The following is a 20239-nucleotide window of genomic DNA, read 5'->3' on the forward strand; positions in this document are numbered from 1 at the left end:
TGAACCGCTCAACTGATGCGGATCAGCTTCTTGTTGACGAACTCGTCGATGCCGTAGCGGCCGAGTTCGCGGCCGAAACCGGACCGCTTCACGCCGCCGAACGGAAGCTCGACGCCTTCTGCGCCAACGGCGTTGACGAACACCATGCCCGCCTCGATCTGATCGGCCACCCGCTTGGCCTGCTCACTGTCGGTGGTGAAGACGTAGGAACCCAGCCCGAACGGGGTGTCGTTGGCCAGCTTCACCGCCTCGTCCTCTGAACCGACCTTGTAGACGGTCGCCACCGGGCCGAACAACTCTTCTGAGTACGACGGTGAATCCGGCGAGACATTGGTCAGCACACCAGGCGGGAAGTGGGCGCCTTTGCGCTCACCCTCGGAGACCAGGGTCGCGCCGCTGTCGACGGCCCGCTTCACCTGTTCCTCCAGGCGCTCGGCCGCCGCGACCGACGACAGCGGGGCCAGACCGTCGGCCTTCTCGAGCACCTTCTTGGTGAACTTGTCCAGGAACTCGTCGTAGATGCCTTCTGAGACGATGATCCGCTTCGCGGCGTTACACGCCTGCCCGGTGTTCTCGAAGCGACCGTCGATGGCGGCCTCCACGGTGGCGTCCAGGTCGTCGGAGCTCAGCAGGACGAAGGGATCTGAACCGCCGAGCTCGAGGACGACCTTCTTCAGGTTGCGGCCGGCGATCTCCGCGACGGCGGCACCCGCGCGCTCGGAGCCGGTCAGCGAAACGCCTTGTACGCGTGGGTCGGCGATGATGTCGGCGACCTGTTCATTGGTCGCATAGATGTTGACGTACGCGCCTTCGGGGTAGCCGGCGTCGGTGAAGATCTGCTGGATGGCCGCAGCCGACTCCGGGCACTGCGGTGCGTGTTTGAGCAAGATGGTGTTACCCAACGTGAGGTTGGGCCCCGCGAATCGGGCGACCTGGTAGTACGGGTAGTTCCACGGCATGATGCCGAGCAGCACACCGACCGAACTGCGGCGGATCAACGCGGATCCTTCACCTTCGACCAGCTCGATCGGCTCGTCGGCGAGGAACTTTTCGGCGTTGTCGGCGTAGTACTCGTAGATCGACGCGCTGAAGTCGACCTCGCCCTCGGACTGGTCGATCGGCTTACCCATCTCGCGGTTGATGATCTTGGCGAGCTCTTCTTTGCGCTCGGCGTGTAGCTTGCCGACCTTGCGGATCAACTCGGCGCGATCGGCGATCGTCGATCCCCGCGACCACTCGCGGTGCGCCTTGCTGGCCGCGGCGATGGCGGCCTCGATCTGCTGGTCGGTTGCCGTCGGGTACTCCTTCACCGTCTCGCCGGTCGACGGGTCAACCACCGCATACAGTGATGCGCTCATTCCGGTGTGCTCCTTTGTCGCTCGTTCAACATGCGCTGTCGTGCCTTTTTCGCGCCGCTCCTGCTCCTGATCCAACACGAAATCAGTCGCCGAGTGCAACGATCGCGACGAATTCCGGTTGGCCGTGGTCAGGCTGCCGAGAAAACCGCAAAACTAGCCTTCGCCGCGTGGCACCACGATGACGGGGGAGTCCGTGCCTGCGAGGATGCGGGCCGCGGTCGAGCCGAGAAAGATCCGTCGCGGCGCCGCAAACCGGCTGGAGCCCACCACCAAGACGTCGGTGTCGGCCCAGTTCAGTTTCTTCATGGCCGATTCCAGCGTAAGGCCGTCGGCGACGAGCGACTCGATCTCGGGGGCGTCGGGCAACGCGCGCGCGGCCAGCACGAGGTTTTCTTCGGCGGCCGCGATCTGAATTTCGCGGACCTCCCTGGCGCTGTCGGCCTCGGCCAGGTTCTCGGCCGACACCAACGACACCATCCGGATGGGCAGGTTGGCCGCGCTGGCCAGGGTGATGGCGAACGGCAACGGGTTGTCGTCGCCCGGTCGGGTCGGCACGGCTGCGGTGACCGCGGTGACGGTGTCCGGCGGGTCTTCGTGATAGCCGCGAGGCGCCAGCGCGACGGGGATCGGCGAGGCGTGCAGCAGGGCGCCGGTCACCGAGCCGATGACGTGGCCGCCGAAGATGCCGTCGCGGGCGCCGCCGATGACTATCAGATCCGAGCTCTTCTCCTCTGCGAACGCGATCAGCGATTCGGCGAAGGACTCCCCGACGAGCACCGTGGAGTTGGCGTTCACGCCCCGGTCTGCCAGGGCGCCGATCGCCAGCGATACCCACTCCTCGCCGCGGTTGACGAGCAGCCGCTGATACTCGGCACGGCCGGGATGGCCGTCCGGCATCTCCTGACGGACGACGAGGACGACGTCGACCTCGGCATCGAAGGTCCTGGCGAGCGCGCTTGCCAGTGCGACGCCGTCGTCGCCGGTGGGAGTCGCCAGGTATCCGACGGTCAGATGCATTGCTGCTCCTGTGATTTCGTTCGCGACTCGTTAGAAGACATCTGGGACTTTGACTTCGGTGTTGGCGTTGAGCGTCTCGCCGCGGAAGAACCGCTTGGTGCCGAACGCGAAGCAGGCCAACATCAACGGGATGCCGAGCACGAGCATTCCGACGCCGAGTACGAAGACTCCGCCGATCGGACCGAACGCGGTGTAGCCGTAGTCGGGCGCGAGCATGTCCTTGGCGCTGATTCCGAAGGCTAGCGCCATCGCGATGCCGCCCAGTAGCGGAAAGATCCCGCGGAAGAACAGGTTTCGTGCCGAGGAAAGGGTCTTGCGGAAGTACCAGACGCACGCGAACGCGGTGATGCCGTAGTAGAACGCCACCGCAAGCCCCAGCGAGGCGACGGAGTCGGCGAGCGCGTTCTCCGAAAGGAACGACAACACCAGGTAGAAGAACAGTGCCGCGCACCCCATCACGATGGTGCCGAAGGCGGGTGTCATGTAGCGGGGGTGCACGACTGAGAACCGCTTCGGTATCGCCTCGTACACCGCCATCGAAAGGGTTCCGCGTGCGGTCGGCAGAATGGTCGTCTGGGTGGACGACAGCCCCGACACCGAAACCGTCAACAGCAGCAGAGACGCGGCGAGGGTGCCCGCGACCGGCTCACCGAGGACGGTGAGGACATCGTCGGTGTTCATCGCGTTGTTGAGACCGATACCCACCTCGCCGAACCCGGAGAACGACTGGACGGCGTAAGCCACCAACACGTATGTGCAGACCAGGATCAGCGTGGTGATGACGGCGGCGATGCCCGGGGTGCGCCCGGGATCCTTCGTCTCCTCGCCGACGGCAAGACAGGCGTCCCACCCCCAGTAGATGAAGATGCACAGGATGATGGCCTGGGCGATCGAGGAGATATCGAGCCCGCTCGGCCACAGCCACGAGAGCTGCGGCGAGATCGCCTGCGCGCCCGCGGTGCCCGCGAAGACCCGGACCAGCGCGATGATGCTGACGATGATCAGCACGCCGAACTGGACCGCGATCAGCACATTCTGGACCCGCTCGGAGACCACGATGCCGCGGGCGGACAGCAGCGTCATGGCGATGATGAAGAAGGAACCGAGCAGCACCTTGGCCAACAGACTGTCCGCCAGGTCGTCGAGACCGAGGAACTTAAACAGGTAGATCGCGGCGACCTCGGCGACGTTGGCCAGCACGATGATCGCCGAGACGGCGAGGCCCCAGCCGCCGATCCACCCGATCCATGGGCCGAATGCTTTGCTGGCCCAGGTGAATGTGGTGCCACAGTCGGGGGTGTCCTGTGCCAGCTCCTTGTATGCGAAGGCGACGAGCAGCATCGGAATGAAGGCGAGCACGAACATCGACGGCGCCTTTTCGCCGACGGCCAGCACGACGTAGCCAAGCGTGGCGGCGAGGCTGTAGGCCGGTGCAACGGCAGCGAGTCCGATGACCACGTTCCCCACCAGGCCGATGGCGCCTGCCTGCAGGCCCTTGTCTCCGACTAACGGTGCCTCAGGTTCCTTAATTGCCATTGCCGCAATATACGGTCCTGGCACCCTCCTGGCTGGCTAGTGCGAAATTCCTGTTAAATCGCCCTGCCAGCAACCGCGTCACACCGCCTGCCGGGCCCGATCAATGCGCGCAGCCCGCCCTAACGGAAATGCGGTTTCAGTTGTCTGAGCTTCGTTGGACAATGAAATTCGTTTTCACAGCTGCTTCAGGGCGCTGATCTAGTTGTGCGCTTGCCGGCCAACTTCTGTGAATTCCTGGCGATTACGCTGGGCGGTGTGAGCTCCGGGATCGACGAATTCTCCGACCTGCGCACACATCTGGTGGCCGTGGCGTATCGGCTCACGGGCACGTTCGCCGATGCCGAAGACGCCGTCCAGGATTCCTGGCTGCGGTGGAATGGCTTGGGCGCCAAGCGAAGTGAGATCTCTGATCTGCGGGCGTGGCTGACGACCGTGGTCAGCAGGCTGTGCCTGGACCGGCTGCGCTCGGCGGCTCACCGGCGAGAGACGTACCTCGGCGAGTGGCTACCCGAACCGGTGGTCACGGAGTTGGATGGCAACGATCCGCTCGCGCTGGTGGTGGCAGGCGAGGACGCTCGATTCGCCGCGATGGTCGTTCTGGAGCGGTTGACGCCGGATCAGCGGGTGGCGTTCGTCTTGCACGACGGCTTCGCGGTGCCGTTCGGCGAAATCGCCTCGGTGCTCGGGGTCAGCGATGCGACGGCACGGCAGTTGGCTTCTCGTGCGCGGCGGGCGGTCGCGTCGCCTGCGCCCGTGCCCGACGACACCCACAACGAAGTCGCCGGCGCCCTGATGGCGGCCCTCGCCGAGGGTGACATGAATGCCGTTGTGCGCCTGCTACATCCGGAGGTGACGTTCACCGGGGATTCCAATCGCAGGGCGCCGACGGCCGCGCGCGTCATCCACGGACCGGACAAGGTCGCGCGGTTTTTGTTCGGTCTGGCGAATCGCTACGGGCCGAATTTCCTCGCGACCGCTCAGCTGGCTCTTGTCAATGGCCAGCTCGGCAGCTACACCCCTGGCGTGCCCGCCGGCGACGGCTACCCGGAGATGATGCCGCGGGTGACGGCAATTACCGTGCGCGACGGAAAGGTCTGCGCCATATGGGATATCGCGAATCCCGACAAGTTCACTGGTTCGCCTCTCGGGCGTCCTCAGTAGCCCATGGCACCCGGCAGGCGTCGCCGGAGCCGAAGCCCTGCTCGGTGATGCCGAGCGCCGAGTACATCCTGGCCCGCATGTTCTCCACACCGACCTGGTAGGTCAGCTCGATCACGCCGTCGTCGCCGAAGCGTCGGCGTAGGTCGTCGACCTGTTCGTCGGTGATGGTGTGCGGATCGGTCGTCATGGCGTTGGCGTAGCCGATGGCGGCCCGCTCGTCGTCGGTGAAAAGCGGAGAGGTTGCGTAGTTGTCGATGTCCTTGAGTCGCTCGACGTCGAGCCCCTCGAGGCGGATCAGCATCGAGCCGAAGTCGACGCACCACGAGCATCCGACGGTGCGTGCGGTCCAGAACACCGCAAGCTCGCGCACGCTGACGGGGAGCTTCTTGGAACCCGACTGCAGCAGCATCTCGTGCACGGCGTTGGCCATCAACAGCCGCGGGTGGTGCGCGGCGACGGTGAACGGCTCGGGCACCTCGCCGAACCTGCGCTTGGCGAACTTGTACATCAGCCGCGTCAGCAGCGATGCCTGCTGGGGCGGCAGGGGAGCGATACGCGTTTTCTGTGTCATGTCAGTTAGACGAGACGGCCTGCGATTGTGTGACAGCTCCACACGCGAAACTGCGGGAGATCGCCATTTGCGCTCGTTCGGCGATCTGCCCGCAGTTTCGGAGCTAAGCGCGGCTAGCTACGGCTTAGCCACGGCGGCCAGGAATCAGGGGACGCTGACGCAGGTGCTGCCAACGCATGCACCGGCACCGCCCGGCCCCGCTCCGGCGCCCGCACCCGGCACGCCTGCGGTCGCTCCGCCCGGCCCGGCTCCGGCACCCGCGCCGCCTGCACCCGCTTCTGCCCCGCCCGGCCCGGCGCCGGCGCCCGCACCCGGCACGCCTGCGGTCGCCCCGCCCGGTCCGGCACCCGCGCCGGGAGCGCCAGGTGCCGGTGCCTCGGTGCCCGCAGGCGCCGAGGTTGTGACCGTTGTGGTTGCCGTGCTCGAAGTGGTCGACGTTGTCGAGGATGTGCTGCTCTCGTCACTTTTTTCGCCACCGCCACATGCGGTCAGCGTGGTCGCGACCACGGCGGCAGCAATCCCTGCAGTGACGGAGAAACGACGAAAGATCAAGCGGTCATTCATGGTTTAGTCTCGGTTTCTGTGAGTGAGCTACCTAGCAAAAGCTGGGCTACCCACTCGTCTGCAAAACCAATCGCCGTCGCCGAGACTGCGGGCAGATCGCGTTCTGCGCCGTTCCGGCGATCTGTCAGCAGTTTCGAGCACCTAGACGAGCGCCTAGCGCGCGAACATCAGCGCGCGCTTGACCTCCTGGATCGCCTGCGTGACCTGGATCCCGCGCGGGCAGGACTCCGTGCAGTTGAACGTGGTGCGACAGCGCCAGACGCCGTCGACCTCGTTGAGGATGTCGAGGCGCTCGGCGGCGGCCTCATCGCGGCTGTCGAAGATGAACCGGTGCGCGTTGACGATCGCGGCGGGCCCGAAGTAGCTGCCCTCGCTCCAATAGATGGGGCAGCTGGTGGTGCAGCACGCGCACAGGATGCATTTGGTGGTGTCGTCGTAGCGGGCGCGGTCGGTGGGGCTCTGGATCCGCTCGCGGGTCGGCGGATTGCCACTGGCGATCAGGTACGGCTTGACGGCACGGTAGGCGTCGAAGAACGGCTCCATGTTCACCACGAGGTCCTTCTCCACCGGTAGGCCGCGGATCGGTTCGATGGTGATCGTCAACTTCTTGTCCGATTTCTTCGGCAGCATGTCGCGCATCAGCACCTTGCACGCCAGCCGGTTGACGCCGTTGATGCGCATGGCGTCCGAGCCGCACACGCCGTGCGCACACGACCGCCGGAACGTCAGCGTGCCGTCGAGATACCACTTGACGTAGTGCAGCAGGTTCAACATCCGGTCCGACGGCAGGCACGGCACCCGGAAGCTCTGCCAGCCTGCGGCGTCGGGGTTCTCGGGGTTGAAGCGGGCGATCTTGAGCGTCACCATCACCGCGCCGTCGGGGATGGGCGGCAGCTCGGGGTCCCTCGTCTCGACGTCCGGCGCGATCGTCATTCGTCCTCGCTCTTCGCGCAAGCGCGCATCATCGTCAGTACTTCCGTTCCATCGGCTCATACCTGGTCTGCACCACCGGCTTGTAGTCCAGCCGGACGTCGCTGCGCAGATCGTCGCCTTCCTTGTAGGCCATCGTGTGGCGCATGTAATTGGTGTCGTCGCGGTTGGGATAGTCCTCGCGGGCATGGCCGCCGCGGGACTCCTTGCGGTTCAGCGCGCCGACGACGGTGACCTCGGCCAGCTCGAGCAGCATGCCGAGCTCGATCGCTTCCAGCAGGTCACTGTTGAACCGTTTACCCTTGTCGTGCACCGTGATTCGGGAATACCGTTCCTTGAGCGCATGGATGTCGGTTAGCGCCTGCTTCAGCGTCTCCTCGGTCCGAAACACCGCCGCGTTGTTGTCCATCGACTGCTGCAGCGCGCCGCGGATGTCGGCGACGCGCTCGTTGCCGTGCTCGGAGAGGATGTCGCCGATCCAGTTGACCACCATGGATTCCGGGTTCTCCGGCAGATCGACGTGGTCGTGCCCCAGTGCGTAGTTGGCGGCCGCGATTCCTGCGCGACGGCCGAACACGTTGATGTCCAGCAGCGAGTTGGTGCCGAGCCGGTTGGCGCCGTGCACCGAGACACACGCGCATTCGCCCGCGGCGTACAGCCCTGCCACGACGTTGGTGTTGTCACGCAACACCTGGCCGTGCACGGTGGTCGGGATGCCGCCCATCACGTAGTGACAGGTCGGATAAACGGGCACCAGCTCCTTGACCGGGTCGACGCCGAGGTAGGTCCTGGCGAACTCGGTGATGTCGGGCAGCTTGGCCTCGAGAACGTCTGCGCCGAGGTGCCGCACGTCGATGTAGACGTAGTCCTTGTGCGGTCCGGCGCCGCGGCCCTCCAGCACCTCGAGCACCATCGAGCGGGCCACGATGTCGCGCGGGGCGAGGTCGACGATGGTCGGCGCGTAGCGCTCCATGAAGCGCTCGCCCTCACCGTTGAGCAGCCGACCGCCCTCGCCGCGCACCGCCTCGGAAATCAGGATGCCAAGACCGGCGAGACCCGTCGGATGGAATTGGTGAAACTCCATGTCCTCCAACGGGAGTCCCTTGCGGAACACGATGCCCAAGCCGTCGCCGGTGAGCGTGTGTGCGTTGGAGGTCGTCTTGTACATCCGGCCCGACCCACCGGTGGCGAACACGATCGCCTTGGCGCTGAAGACGTGGATGTCGCCGGTGGCCAGTTCGTAGGCGATGACGCCGGTCGCCACCGGCCCGCCGGGAGTTTCGGTCAGGCAGATGTCGAGCGCATAGAACTCGTTGAAGAACTCGACGTCGTGCTTGACGCAGTTCTGGTACAGGGTCTGCAGGATCATGTGGCCCGTGCGATCGGCGGCGTAGCAGGCGCGGCGTACCGGCGCCTTGCCGTGGTCGCGGGTGTGGCCGCCGAACCGACGCTGGTCGATGCGACCTTCCGGGGTGCGGTTGAACGGCATCCCCATCTTCTCGAGGTCGAGCACCGCGTCGATGGCTTCCTTGCACATGATCTCGACGGCGTCCTGGTCGGCGAGGTAGTCGCCGCCCTTGACGGTGTCGAAGGTGTGCCACTCCCAGTTGTCCTCTTCGACATTGGCAAGGGCCGCGCACATGCCGCCCTGTGCTGCGCCGGTGTGACTGCGCGTCGGGTACAGCTTGGTCAGCACCGCGGTGCGGGCCCGCGGACCGGCCTCCACGGCGGCCCGCATGCCTGCGCCGCCTGCGCCGACGATGACGACGTCGTAGCGATGTTCAATGATCATTGGAGCTCATGTTCCTTTGAAACCTCACGAGATGTTCGCGTCGAAGGTGACCAGGACGTAGCTGCCCAGCACCAACGTGAAGCCGGTCGCCAGCAACAACAGCGAATTCAGATAGAACTTTGTGACGTTCTTGCGGGCGTAGTCGCCGATGATGGTGCGCATGCCGTTGGCGCCGTGGATCATCGCCAGCCACAGCAGCGCCATGTCCCAGATCTGCCAGAACGGCGATGCCCAGCGCTGCGCGACGTAGTTGAAGTCGATGCGGTACACCCCGTCGTCCCACATCAGCATGATGAACAGGTGGCCGAGGGCGAGGAAGACGAGCGCCACCCCGGAAAACCGCATGAACAGCCAGGCGTACTTCTCGAAGTAGGGGATACCCCTTGGCCGACGCGGCGCGCGCGGATGGTCCAGCGAGGCTGGACGGTCGTGCTCCTTCTCGGCAACCGGTGCGATCCGGCCTTCGCGGTGGTGGGGCGACCACGGCGCGCTCACAGGAACCGCTCCGCCATGTGCATGCCCAGCACGCCGAGCGCCGGGATCATCACGGCCAGCCAGACCGCGGCCACGCCCCACAGCATCAGCCGCTGGTAGCGCGGGCCCTGCTGCCAGAAGTCGATGAGGATGATCCGGATGCCGTTGAGGGCGTGGTACAGCACCGCGGCAACCAGCCCGATCTCCATCAAGCCCACGATCGGTGACTTGTAGGTGTCGACGACTTCGTTGTAGGCCTGCGGGCTGACCCGGACCAGCGCGGTGTCGAGCACGTGCACGAAAAGGAAGAAGAAGATGGTGGCGCCGGTGATGCGGTGCAGCACCCAGGACCACATTCCCGGGTCGCCGCGATAAAGTGTGCGTCTGCGCGCCGGCTTCTCTCGCGGGGCCGCTATCTCCGTATTCGTACTCATCGGGGCCTCCAACGCTTCCTGTGGTCGGGGCGACTCTAAACCCATTTGTAGTAGCCAAAGCACTACCGTGTTAGCCGTTCGCAGGTGTTTGACCCCGAAATTAGGGTTACCTACATCACGCGCGGAGCCACGGGACGGAGAGTTCGGAATGCATTCAGTGCCCGGCTGGCGGTATTGACGTGACAGCCGATATCGATTGGAAGATGTTGCGGCACAAGGCAACAGAGGCGGCCGGCAAGGCATACGCGCCATATTCGGGTTTGCGGGTCGGCGCTGCGGCGCTGGTCGACGACCACCGAATGGTGGCCGGCTGCAATGTGGAGAATGTCTCATATGGCCTAGGTCTCTGTGCCGAGTGCTCTGTGGTCAGCGCCCTATATTCGGGCGGCGGCGGAAGGCTGGTCGCCCTGTCCTGTGTGACCGCCGACGGCGAGTTGCTGATGCCGTGCGGGCGGTGCAGACAGGTCCTGCTCGAGCACGGCGGCCCGCAGATGCTCATCGACCATCCGCTGGGCCCGCGGCCGTTGGGCGACCTTCTGCCTGACGCATTCGGTCCTGACGACCTTGCTCAAGGGGCGTCGGAAAAGCCGTGACGCAACCCACCTTCGACGCGCATGGCCCGATGTCGCGTCCGTTCGACGCTCCGACGGTCATTCGCACCAAACGTGACGGCGGCGTCCTCTCCGACGCGGCGATCGACTGGGTCATCGACGCCTACACCCACGGACGGGTGGCCGACGAGCAGATGTCGGCTCTGCTGATGGCGATCTTCCTGCGCGGGATGACGGGTCACGAGATCGCGCGCTGGACGGCCGCCATGGTGGACTCGGGCGAGCGGATGGATTTCACCGATCTGCGTCGCGACGGCAAGCCACTTGCCCTGGTGGACAAGCACTCCACCGGCGGGGTCGGCGACAAGATCACCATCCCGCTGGTGCCCGTCGTGATGGCGTGCGGTGGCGCGGTCCCCCAGGCCGCCGGACGTGGGCTTGGGCACACCGGCGGCACCCTCGACAAGCTGGAAGCCATTGCGGGGTTCTCCGCTGAGATCTCGAAAGAGCAGATCCGCCAACAGCTTTGCGAGCTCGGTGCGGCGATCTTCGCGGCGGGCGAGCTGGCGCCGGCCGACCGCAAGATCTACGCGTTGCGTGACGTCACCGGCACCACCGAGTCCCTTCCGCTGATCGCCAGTTCGGTGATGAGCAAGAAGATCGCCGAGGGTACCCGGGCGTTGGTGCTCGACTCCAAGGTCGGCTCGGGGGCGTTCCTCGCGACCGAGGCGGAATCTCGCGAGCTGGCGCACACGATGGTCGAGCTGGGCACCGAACACGGCCTCGTCACCCGCGCACTGCTGACCGATATGAACCGGCCGTTGGGCCGGACCGTCGGCAACGCCGTCGAAGTGCAGGAGTCGCTGGAGGTGTTGGCCGGTGGTGGGCCGCCCGACGTCGTCGAGCTGACGTTGGCGCTGGCCGGCGAGATGCTCGAAGCCGCAGGCTGCGACGGTGTCGACCCAGCCAAGACGCTGCGCGACGGGTCGGCGATGGACCACTTCCGCCGGCTGGTCAGCGCGCAGGGCGGCGACTTATCGCAACCGTTGCAGCTCGGTGTGCACTCCGAGACCATCACCGCCCCGCGCGGTGGCACGATGGGCGATATCGACGCGATGGCGGTGGGACTGACGGTGTGGCGACTGGGTGCGGGTCGTGCGGCTCCCGGTGAGCGTGTTCAGCCCGGCGCGGGTCTGCGCATCCACCGCCGTCCCGGTGAGCCCGTCAGCGCGGGCGAAGCGTTGTTCACCCTCTACACCGACACCCCCGAGCGGTTCGTCGGTGCGATGGCGGAGATGGACGGCGGTTGGAGCGTCGGCGACACGGCCCCCGAAATCGGGCCTCTCATCATCGATCGGATCACGACATGACTTCGCCATTGACTCTGGATTCCGTCCGGCGGGCGCCAAAGGCGCTGCTGCACGACCACCTCGACGGCGGGCTGCGGCCGGCCACCGTCCTCGACCTGGCCCAGCAGACCGGCTATGACGACCTGCCCGCCACCGACGTCGACAGCTTGGCGACGTTTTTCCGCACCGCCGCGCACAGCGGATCGCTCGAGCGCTATCTGGAGCCGTTCGCGCACACGGTCGGGGTGATGCAGACGCCGGAGGCGCTGTACCGGGTGGCTCACGAGTGCGTCGAAGACCTGGCCGCCGACAACGTGGTCTACGCCGAGATCCGGTTCGCCCCCGAACTGCACATCGACCGGGGTCTGTCGCTGGACGCGGTGGTCGACGCGGTGCTGGCCGGCTTCGTCGACGGCGAGAAGGCCGCCAGCAGCGAGGGCCGCACGATCACCGTGCGCTGCCTGGTGACCGCGATGCGCCACCAGGCCAGGTCGCTGGAGATCGCCGAGCTGGCAATCCGATTCCGGGACAAGGGCGTTGTGGGGTTCGACATCGCGGGCGCCGAGGCGGGCTACCCGCCGACGCGGCACCTCGATGCGTTCGAATACATGCGGAACCACAACGGCCACTTCACAATTCACGCTGGCGAGGCATTCGGGTTGCCGTCCATTCACGAAGCCATCGCGTTCTGCGGCGCCGACCGGCTCGGTCACGGCGTGCGCATCGTCGACGACATCACGGTGGCGCCGGACGGCACCGTGCATCTGGGTCGGCTGGCAGCGCTGTTGCGGGACAAGCGGATACCGCTGGAACTGTGCCCGAGCTCCAACGTGCAGACGGGCGCGGTCGACAGCATCGCCGAGCATCCCTTCGACCTTCTGGCCCGGTCCCGCTTCCGTGTCACCGTCAACACCGACAACCGGCTGATGAGCGACACCACGATGAGCCAGGAGATGCTGCGACTGGTCGAGGCGTTCGGCTACGGCTGGAGCGACCTGGCGCGGTTCACCATCAACGCGATGAAGTCGGCGTTCATCCCGTTCGACGAGCGGCTGGCGATCATCGACGAGGTGATCAAACCGCGGTTCGCCGTGCTGATCGGCTGACTTCTCCGCGCGTGGGCCCCGCGAAGCTGCGCGAGCAGACGCAAAAGTACCCTTTCCGTGCGCTTTTCGGGTACATCTGCGTCTGCTCGCGACATTCGTAGATGGATGGCGCGGGAACCGGGCCCCGGTCAGTAGAAATACAGGTTGGAACCGGGCAGTTCCTGGTGGACTCGCGGCCTACCCGATGGGGTGAGGTCATTGCCGAACTTCGCCATCTCGTTGGTTCGCACGCTGACCAAGTTGAAGTAGCCGGTGAAGGCGAAGCGGCCAGGCGGGTTGGTGGGATCAGTGTCGGGCACCGGCACGGGCACGACCCTGAACTCTTCGGCGTGCTGTTCGTTACGCGGCGCGCACGTGTAGAGAAACTTGTGTCCGGCAGGCGTGACCAGCGTGGCGCTGGCGTGCAGGGCGCGGTTGACACCCTGATTGGTCAACGACTTTCCGGTCCCCAGGTCGTTGAGGACCCACAGATCCGTGGGGTGGTTGTTGTCGAACAGTTGCTGGTGGTACACCTCGAAGTTCACCGGCGCGGGTTCGCCCGATGGGATCGACTCGGTGTTGCTGGCGTGCAGACAGTGACTGGTGTCGTGCTTGAGGATGTAGACGGGTTCGGTCGGCGCGGGTAGACCGGTGAAGATGAAGGCGGCAGACTCGGCAAGTCGTAGTTGCTGCCGAACCGTGTCGATCTCCTGTACTGCGTTGGGTACGCCGAATCCTGCTACCAGCGCCTGCATCTGATCGATCAGCGGTTTGAGCACGGTCTGCTGACTCTCGCGGCTGAACAACGTCTCCCGGTACGCCCTGATCTGGTCCATCAATTGTTTGCGGCGTGCCTCGTCGTTGCGGACCAGCTGCGCGACAATCCCCATCCGGCCCAGCCGGAAGAACTCGCGAGGTTTGAGGATCTGGTCGATACCCCACGGGATCATCTTGAACTTGATGTTGCCCACGCCCGGCGAGGCGACTGCGGTCACGTCGTTATAGAGATAGGTGTTGTTGGTGTTGTTGGCGTAGCCGTCCCAGTGTTTGAGAAGAAACTCCATCGCGTAGACCTTGAGAAACTGTTCCATATCGAGCATTTGGTCTGCACCGGCCAGCCCGTTGGTCTTGATGTGCCTGCATGCGAATTTCAGGTCGTCCTTGTCTTCGAACTCAGAAAGGGATTCGACCCCGATGAAGGGAAGTCTTTCTTCGCGGAGGTCATCGGTATGCTCGATCTCGTACAGATTTCCGTCCATGTTGCCGTTGAAGTTGCGTTCGATGTAGCGCTTCATTATCGGCTCGGCGTTGACGAAGATCCCGGGGAACATTTCGCCGCCCAACCCTTGGCCGATGGGGGTTCCGTTCACGAACACGCGGGCGTAGTTGCACCGTGAATTGGGCAGGCCGGCCATCTGCAGCATGCGGTAGCCCAGCGTCTGCCTGATGTAGGACTTGTCCTGTTTGGAGTTGTTGAGCGTCACATAACGGGTTCCGATCAGCGCCTCGGCCGCATCCTCGGCGGTGCTGCTGAATCTGCCGAAATCGACGTGTACGCACGGTTTGTTGTCATCGATCGAGCCGCAGAACGACTTCTTCTTGATGCCGATATCGGTGAACGTCGTGGGTGCGGGGAACCTGGTTCCCGAGATCTCGACCGTGTCCGCCTTGCGCCAGGTGTATCTACTGCCACCGGTCCAGTCCCATTCGCACCGGCCGCCTTTGGGTTCTTCGGTGCGCACCTTGTCCCACTCGGATTGAGCCATCGTGATCTTGATCGTGATCACGTTGTCGTGCGCATAGAAAGAATCCATCGCCTGTTGCTGTTGTGCGGTCATCGCAATCTCCGTCCGTCGCGGCCTCTAGACAGAATGCTGAGGAACACCACGTTCGACGCGAGTAGTCGATTACTCGTCTTCAGTAATTGCCGCGGACTGACCTAAACGGTATTCCTCCTGCGGCTTAAGCAAGCGCTGGCCTACTCCTGCCGCAGCCGCGACTCGAGGAAGGTCTCCAGCGACTCCCACTGCTCGACGGCCTTGGCGTACGGCGGGCTCGGCTTGCTGACCGTCCCAGGATCCACCACGTGGGCGACCAGACGGCCAAGCGGCATGTCGGCGTCCAGCGTCTCCTCGACGATGTCGTCCTCGGCGTAATCGCCCACGTCGCGAAGCAACTCGACGGCCAGTTCCAGTTGGTCGCGGTCAATGGACTCGGGGCCGTCGGCGATGTCGTCGGCCAGGCCGCTCGTCACGTAGACGTTCTCGTCGGTGACATCGACGCGAAGCGAGCCGTCGGTGGCGGCGGTCTTGATGTCCTCGTAGGTCGCCAGATCGGACAGGTCGTGGTCGTGCTCGTCGGCCAGGTAGCGCGCCAGCGAGCGCTCCGATCCGAAGACGCTGACCCGGCCGTTTCGGCCCAGGAACACCGGTGCGTCGTCGAGGTAGCACCGCAGCGTGTAATAGGTGCCGCCGCGGGTGATCATCTGAACCGGGTCGATGCCGACCTTGAGCCAGAAGTCCTCGTCCGCGCCGAGCACGAGGCCACCGGTGGAGGCGGGGGCTACCTGGTCACCCAACGCCTCGTCGGCGTCGGCGTCCTCGCTATCGAGGTCATCGGCCTCGATAGCGGCGGCTTCCTCGATCTCTTCTGGCTCGGGCTTGGGCGCCTCGAGTTCGGCCGCCGCCTTCTCCGATGCCGCCTTGTCGACGTCCGGGATGGTGATGACCTCGTCGATGGCGTCGACGACGTTGTCCCAACTTCGTCCGACGACGGTCGCGATGTCGCCCCAGCGCTTGCGGCCGCTCCTGCCGGTGAAGCTGTCCATGCCCGCGCCGAGCGAGCCGAGGATGGGGTTGCCGTTGAAGAATTTCGTGACCGCGGGTAGTTCGCAGACCGAGCCGACCGACGACACGATCGCCAGCGTCCGGTGCAGCGTCGCCACGGATTCCTCGGTCGGTTTCTCCGCGAGCAGCTCCTGCGCGCCGATCAGGTCGTACTGGCGTTCTTCCGGTGGATCGAATCGATGCGCGTTCGCCTCGGTCAGACCCTCCCATGCCGGGTGGTCGGCGAGGTCGTTGTCGCTATTGGTCCTGATGAAGGCGACCAGGTCGGCCACGGACTCGAAGCCGTAGAGGTCCTCGTCCTTGCCGAGCAGCGCCTCCCACTCGTCGCCGGAATCCCGCCAGCGTGGAGCCCAGAGTGTGTACAGGTCGCCCTTGGTCAATCCGAGCCTGATCGGCACGATGTCAGCAGCCACGCGTGTCAGCCTAATGGGAGTCGATACCGACGGACCCGGCCGGACCAGGTGTACCGACAACTAGGTCAGGATGGCGGATCCGACGACCTTGACGGTGATTGTTCCCGTTATCTGCGAATCACCCTGCTGCACTGTGTAGGTGATGGTGTCGACGCCGCCACTCGCCGCGGTGACGGTGAAGACGGCCTGGTCGGAGATGGTGGGGTAGACGTAAGTGGCGTGGTCGGTTCCGACTGCGGTCAGCTCAATGGGAGGGAACAACTCGATGGTGTTCTCGCCGTCAGTGAACCTCACCGCTGTGAGCGTGGGGGTAACGCCGTCGGGCAGGGTCACGAGCCTGTACAAGTCGACGTTGACCGATTGGCCCGCCTCGAGGTCATAGGTGACGTCGGTCGCGGCGCCCGCATCGATGGTGATGGTGCCGGTCCGCTCGACGGTTCCGTCGGTCACCACATAGGTGATGGTGTCGACGCCACGATTGTGCGGCGTGTAGGTGAACACCGCGAGGTTTGTGCCATCGGGCACGTAGAGATCCCCGTTCGTCGTCCTCACGACGATGTCACCGGGGTCCGGCTGCCCTGGGACGTAGTCGATGGTGTACGACCCTTGATCCGGCGTCGCGTTCACCGTGATCGACAGGATCGTCAGCGGATCCCCGTCCGGGTCGGACACGAACTCCGACAGGTCGATGTCGACCGCCTCGTCGACGGTGGCGTCGAGGGTGGCATCGCCTGCCGTCGGTGCGGTGTTGACGACGGTGACGGACACGGTGACGGTGGTGGTGTGCCCCCTGTCGGGATGTAGGAACCCCGACAGGCCGTGCACGTGGAAACCTGCGGTGGCATCGCTGACCGTCACGGTGAATTCGTCTTGGGTACCGACCTGGGTTCCCGCGTCCGGGGTATAGGTGAATTCGCCTGTGACTGCGTCGATCACCACCGTTCCCGACTGGGGGCCGCCGGGCTGGCCGCGCTCGGGTACGGAGTACGTCACGTCATCGTCGTCGACAACGCTGATGACGTCGAGGGTGGTGGGAGTTCGCGATTGCACGGTGACGGCCACGTCGTTTGCAACGGGTGTGCGATTGAAGTACGTGTGCTCGATCTCGCGACGGATCCAACCCAGCACGGCAAGCAGCACCGGGGGCCGTGCAGGCGCTGCAGGACGAGGAGTCAGGAAGGGTGACAGCGCGGCGGTGAGCACAGTGGTGGCGCGATCCAACACCGTGGCCGAACGCGGCACCGCCTGTGCCTGGTCGGTGAACTGTGTGCCCGGCGCACTGGTCTGGATCACGTCGGGATCGTCGCGGTGGATTGCGACCCGGCGAAGGTCCGCAGTCGGATCGGTCGGTCGCGAATGCTCCTGCCTGCCGTGGTCGTTTGCATGGAAAACCGGGGCGGTCGTCGTCCCGGTGTAACGGGGTTCGTTGAATGTCGGCGCGAAGGTGCGGACCGGCACACGCACGCGTGTCGAATGTGGTTGATTGGTGGCGCCTTCCGACGGACTCGTCGACCGCTTCGCCTCGGATTGGGAGAGGTCGGTTGCAGTGCGGTCCGGCTTGTCGTCCTGCGACTCCGCTACCGTCCGCCAACGCGGAGTGTCCCTGCGCTGCCACCTGTCTGAAAGCAGCGCGCCCCCCGAGCTTCTGAACCTCATCTGGGGAACCGTCGCGGGCCCAGAGGCCACCGCCGGTGCCGAATTGTCCGAGCCGTCGTCGGGCTGCGTCGTCGGCGGATCGACGGACTCATCGAGGCCGGTGTCGGTGTCGGGGTCCGAGCCCGCATCGGTGGTCGTGTTCGTGGTGGGGTCGGTGTCCTCGGCGTGCGCCACGCCGATTCCCTGACCGGTGGCGATCGCCACCCCCACCCCGAGCGCTGCCGCAAGTGCGCCGATTCGACCAATGTAGGTCGCGTGGCTCTGCCGGGCGTTGCGGTTCTCTTTGTCGACCATGGCGGCACCTCGTGTGTCCATCGCGCGCGATCAGGCAGCTAAAATTTACGTCACCGACAAAACGAATTGAATCGATTTGCGGAAACTGGGTTAGCCCGGCGCGAGAGAACGACGCAAGCTGCGTAGTTACGGCAAATATGGCGATTTGATCTTGATTGACGGACCTTGCCGTTCAGTGCTGCATTGAGCGGGCAGGGCAACTCAGGTTCTGTTTGCTGCGGCTAACCCGGGCAACTATCTGTGTGCGCCCGCGGCTCGCGTCACTTCTTGTCTTTGTCATCCGGCAGCGGCCGGTTCGCGACGACTGGGAACGAACCCGTGAATCCCTCGCGCTCCTGCGCAACGGCCAGCACGCGACCGCGCACGGCGAACCAGCCGATCACCAGCGCCGGAATGATCACGACCAGAGACGCCACCGTCCATGTGCCGATCGGAGGATCGAAGGCCATCAGCACGAGCACCGCCAACAGGAACGCCAACGTCAGGTATCCGGTGTAGGGGCTGCCCCACAGCCGGAACGACGGACGCTCGAGGATGCCCTTCTTCGACCACCGGTAGAGCTGGATCTGGCAGATGACGATGGTGCCCCATGACGCGATGATGCCGAGCGCGGCCATGTTCAAGACGATCTCGAAGGCCTCCGAGGGCACGATGCCGTTGAGCAGCACTCCGAACAGCCCGATCAGCGCGGTCAGGCAGATGCCGCCGTAGGGCACGCCACGGCTGGACATCAACGACGTGAACTTGGGCGCGCTGCCGTTCATCGCCATCGAGCGCAGGATCCGGCCGGTCGAGTAGAGGCCGGCGTTGAGGCTGGAGAACGCCGCCGTCAGCACGACGATGTTCATGATGGTGCCCGCGCCTTCGACGCCGATCTTGGAGAAGAAGGTGACAAACGGGCTCTCGCCCGACTTGTAGGTGGTGTAGGGGAGCAGAAGCCCGAGCAGGAAGACCGAGCCCACATAGAAGAGGGCGATGCGCGCGATGACCGAGTTGATTGCGCGCGGCATGATCTTCGCCGGGTTCGCGGTCTCACCGGCCGCCGTGCCGACGAGTTCGACGGCGGCATAGGCGAATACGACGCCGGAGGTCACGATGACCAGCGGGAAGAGGCCGGTCGGCAGCAATCCGCCGTTGTCGATGATCACGCTGAAGCCCGTCGACTGGTCCTCGATCTTGTAGCGGCCCGCCAGGAAAATTGTGCCTGCGACGAGGAACGTCACCAGCGCGACGACCTTGATCAGCGCCGCCCAGAACTCGAGCTCACCGAACACCTTTACCGAGATCATGTTCATGCCGAGCACGAGGGCCAGCGCGATCAGCGCGATGAGCCATTGCGGTATCGCATCGAACGCCTTCCAGAAATGGAAGTAGGTGGCGATCGCCGTCGAGTCGACGATCGCCGTCATCGCCCAGTTCAGGAAGTACATCCAGCCTGCGACGTAGGCCGCTTTCTCGCCGAGGAACTCGCGGGCATACGAGACGAACGAGCCCGACGACGGCCGGTGCAGGACGAGTTCACCCAGCGCCCGCAAAATCAGGAACACGAAGACGCCGCAGAATGCATACACCATGAACAGGCCAGGCCCGGCGCTGTGGAGCCGTCCCCCCGCGCCGAGGAACAACCCCGTCCCGATGGCGCCCCCGATGGCGATCATCTGAAGCTGTCGCGGTTTGAGGCCCTTGTGATAGCCCTCGTCTTCGGAGGTGAACGCGGAGTTGTCGTACTCCGCCTGCTTGTCCTGTGCGGGTTCTGCGGTCATTTGCTCGCACCGTTCGTAGGTTCGGATGGCCGGACGACCGGTGGTGGCTTGGTTGTGTCGTTGATGTCCCTGAAGGTCAACGCGAATCCGAACACCCCGAGGACAGCGGCCACGGCGTATCCGATGATCGACCACCACCCGATGTGCAGATACGCGGTCACCGCCACGATGGCCATGGCCAAAAACACCATGGACATCCCGATCAACGGGATCTTGGCGAATAGGTCGACACGTGCCATGAGTCTCACCCCCGAACCGAACGTGAACTTCTGGTGAATCGAGTAGACACCCTCTCGGCCGGCTCGGCCACTCGAGCGGCGAGGACTGTCATGGACAGCCGCGTAGCCTCCTCGCTTACCTGGACGTCAATTCTGTCGCGAGTGGCAACACGAAAACGGCAGCGAGAGTTGGCATGACGCACAGGCGCCGGGGCCGATGCCGTTCC

At 64.9% G+C, this 20239-nt stretch carries 16 protein-coding genes and 2 pseudogenes; 5 read left to right on the forward strand and 13 right to left on the reverse strand.

The genetic code is table 11. From position 1 onward, the window contains the following. Positions 1-8: 8 nt before the first annotated feature. From D6M19_RS26105 to D6M19_RS26115, 3 genes are all read right to left on the reverse strand, one after another. The gene (locus tag D6M19_RS26105) at positions 9-1358 is read right to left on the reverse strand and encodes an NAD-dependent succinate-semialdehyde dehydrogenase (protein WP_123028226.1); all 1350 of its coding nucleotides are present in this window, start codon (positions 1356-1358) and stop codon (positions 9-11) included. 153 nt (positions 1359-1511) lie between these two features. Beyond that, positions 1512-2375 (reverse strand): universal stress protein, encoded by an 864-nt coding sequence (locus D6M19_RS26110; protein WP_123028186.1) that lies wholly within the window; start codon positions 2373-2375, stop codon positions 1512-1514. A 30-nt stretch (positions 2376-2405) separates the two neighbouring features. Next, a complete protein-coding gene (locus D6M19_RS26115) occupies positions 2406-3911 on the reverse strand; it encodes an APC family permease (RefSeq protein WP_123028187.1) in 1506 nt (501 codons plus the stop codon). 255 nt (positions 3912-4166) lie between these two features. On the opposite strand from D6M19_RS26115, the gene D6M19_RS26120 reads away from it, so the two are divergent. Further along, positions 4167-5072, forward strand: coding sequence for a sigma-70 family RNA polymerase sigma factor (locus D6M19_RS26120; RefSeq protein WP_123028227.1), 906 nt, complete (start codon positions 4167-4169; stop codon positions 5070-5072). On the opposite strand, the pseudogene D6M19_RS26125 reads toward D6M19_RS26120, so the two are convergent. Beyond that, positions 5041-5676 (reverse strand): annotated as a pseudogene (locus D6M19_RS26125) (carboxymuconolactone decarboxylase family protein); the annotation flags it as partial. The gene D6M19_RS26120 and the pseudogene D6M19_RS26125 sit on opposite strands and share 32 nt — an antisense overlap. Before the next feature lie 130 nt (positions 5677-5806). Here D6M19_RS26125 and D6M19_RS34585 point away from each other — a divergent pair. Further along, positions 5807-6214: a hypothetical protein gene (locus D6M19_RS34585; protein WP_206428642.1), complete on the forward strand. Its 408-nt coding sequence runs from the start codon at positions 5807-5809 to the stop codon at positions 6212-6214. Positions 6215-6360: 146 nt separating this feature from the next. Here the strand turns inward: D6M19_RS34585 and D6M19_RS26135 are convergent, their stop codons facing one another. Genes D6M19_RS26135 through sdhC form a run of 4 tightly spaced genes read right to left on the reverse strand, consistent with a single transcriptional unit; the run spans position 6361 to position 9837 of the window. Further along, positions 6361-7140 (reverse strand): succinate dehydrogenase iron-sulfur subunit, encoded by a 780-nt coding sequence (locus tag D6M19_RS26135; RefSeq protein ID WP_123028189.1) that lies wholly within the window; start codon positions 7138-7140, stop codon positions 6361-6363. A gap of 34 nt (positions 7141-7174) precedes the next feature. Further along, positions 7175-8929 (reverse strand): succinate dehydrogenase flavoprotein subunit, encoded by a 1755-nt coding sequence (gene sdhA / locus D6M19_RS26140; protein WP_123028190.1) that lies wholly within the window; start codon positions 8927-8929, stop codon positions 7175-7177. A gap of 24 nt (positions 8930-8953) precedes the next feature. Then, positions 8954-9424 carry a succinate dehydrogenase hydrophobic membrane anchor subunit gene (locus tag D6M19_RS26145; protein ID WP_123028191.1) on the reverse strand — a complete coding sequence of 157 codons (471 nt, stop codon included), beginning with the start codon at positions 9422-9424 and terminating at the stop codon, positions 8954-8956. Next, on the reverse strand, positions 9421-9837 hold the full coding sequence (gene sdhC / locus D6M19_RS26150; RefSeq protein WP_123028192.1) for a succinate dehydrogenase, cytochrome b556 subunit: 417 nt from the start codon (positions 9835-9837) through the stop codon (positions 9421-9423). The genes D6M19_RS26145 and sdhC overlap by 4 nt, the downstream gene beginning before the upstream one ends. A 179-nt stretch (positions 9838-10016) precedes the next feature. Between sdhC and D6M19_RS26155 the strand changes: the two genes are divergently transcribed. Genes D6M19_RS26155 through D6M19_RS26165 form a run of 3 tightly spaced genes read left to right on the forward strand, consistent with a single transcriptional unit; the run spans position 10017 to position 12843 of the window. Further along, positions 10017-10430 (forward strand): cytidine deaminase, encoded by a 414-nt coding sequence (locus D6M19_RS26155; RefSeq protein WP_123028193.1) that lies wholly within the window; start codon positions 10017-10019, stop codon positions 10428-10430. Between the two features lie 29 nt (positions 10431-10459). Beyond that, entirely contained in the window at positions 10460-11758 is a 1299-nt protein-coding gene (locus D6M19_RS26160; RefSeq protein ID WP_123028228.1) for a thymidine phosphorylase, read from the forward strand. After that, positions 11755-12843, forward strand: a complete 1089-nt coding sequence (locus D6M19_RS26165) for an adenosine deaminase (protein WP_123028194.1) — start codon at positions 11755-11757, stop codon at positions 12841-12843. The genes D6M19_RS26160 and D6M19_RS26165 overlap by 4 nt, the downstream gene beginning before the upstream one ends. A gap of 128 nt (positions 12844-12971) precedes the next feature. On the opposite strand, the gene D6M19_RS26170 is transcribed toward D6M19_RS26165, so the two are convergent. From D6M19_RS26170 to D6M19_RS26190, 5 genes and pseudogenes are all read right to left on the reverse strand, one after another. Further along, on the reverse strand, positions 12972-14660 hold the full coding sequence (locus D6M19_RS26170) for a CotH kinase family protein (protein ID WP_123028195.1): 1689 nt from the start codon (positions 14658-14660) through the stop codon (positions 12972-12974). A gap of 140 nt (positions 14661-14800) precedes the next feature. Continuing rightward, complete coding sequence (gene satS / locus D6M19_RS26175) at positions 14801-16081, reverse strand: protein export chaperone SatS (RefSeq protein WP_123028196.1); 1281 nt, start codon at positions 16079-16081, stop codon at positions 14801-14803. Positions 16082-16141: 60 nt separating this feature from the next. Further along, positions 16142-18031, reverse strand: a complete 1890-nt coding sequence (locus D6M19_RS26180) for an Ig-like domain-containing protein (protein WP_164478696.1) — start codon at positions 18029-18031, stop codon at positions 16142-16144. 260 nt (positions 18032-18291) lie between these two features. Further along, positions 18292-19794 (reverse strand): amino acid permease, encoded by a 1503-nt coding sequence (locus tag D6M19_RS26185; protein WP_123028198.1) that lies wholly within the window; start codon positions 19792-19794, stop codon positions 18292-18294. Positions 19795-19853: 59 nt separating this feature from the next. After that, positions 19854-20033, reverse strand: a pseudogene (locus tag D6M19_RS26190) (hypothetical protein); the annotation flags it as partial. Positions 20034-20239: the final 206 nt, after the last annotated feature.

Origin of the sequence: Mycolicibacterium stellerae (assembly GCF_003719305.1) — a bacterium.
Lineage (GTDB): Bacteria > Actinomycetota > Actinomycetes > Mycobacteriales > Mycobacteriaceae > Mycobacterium > Mycobacterium stellerae.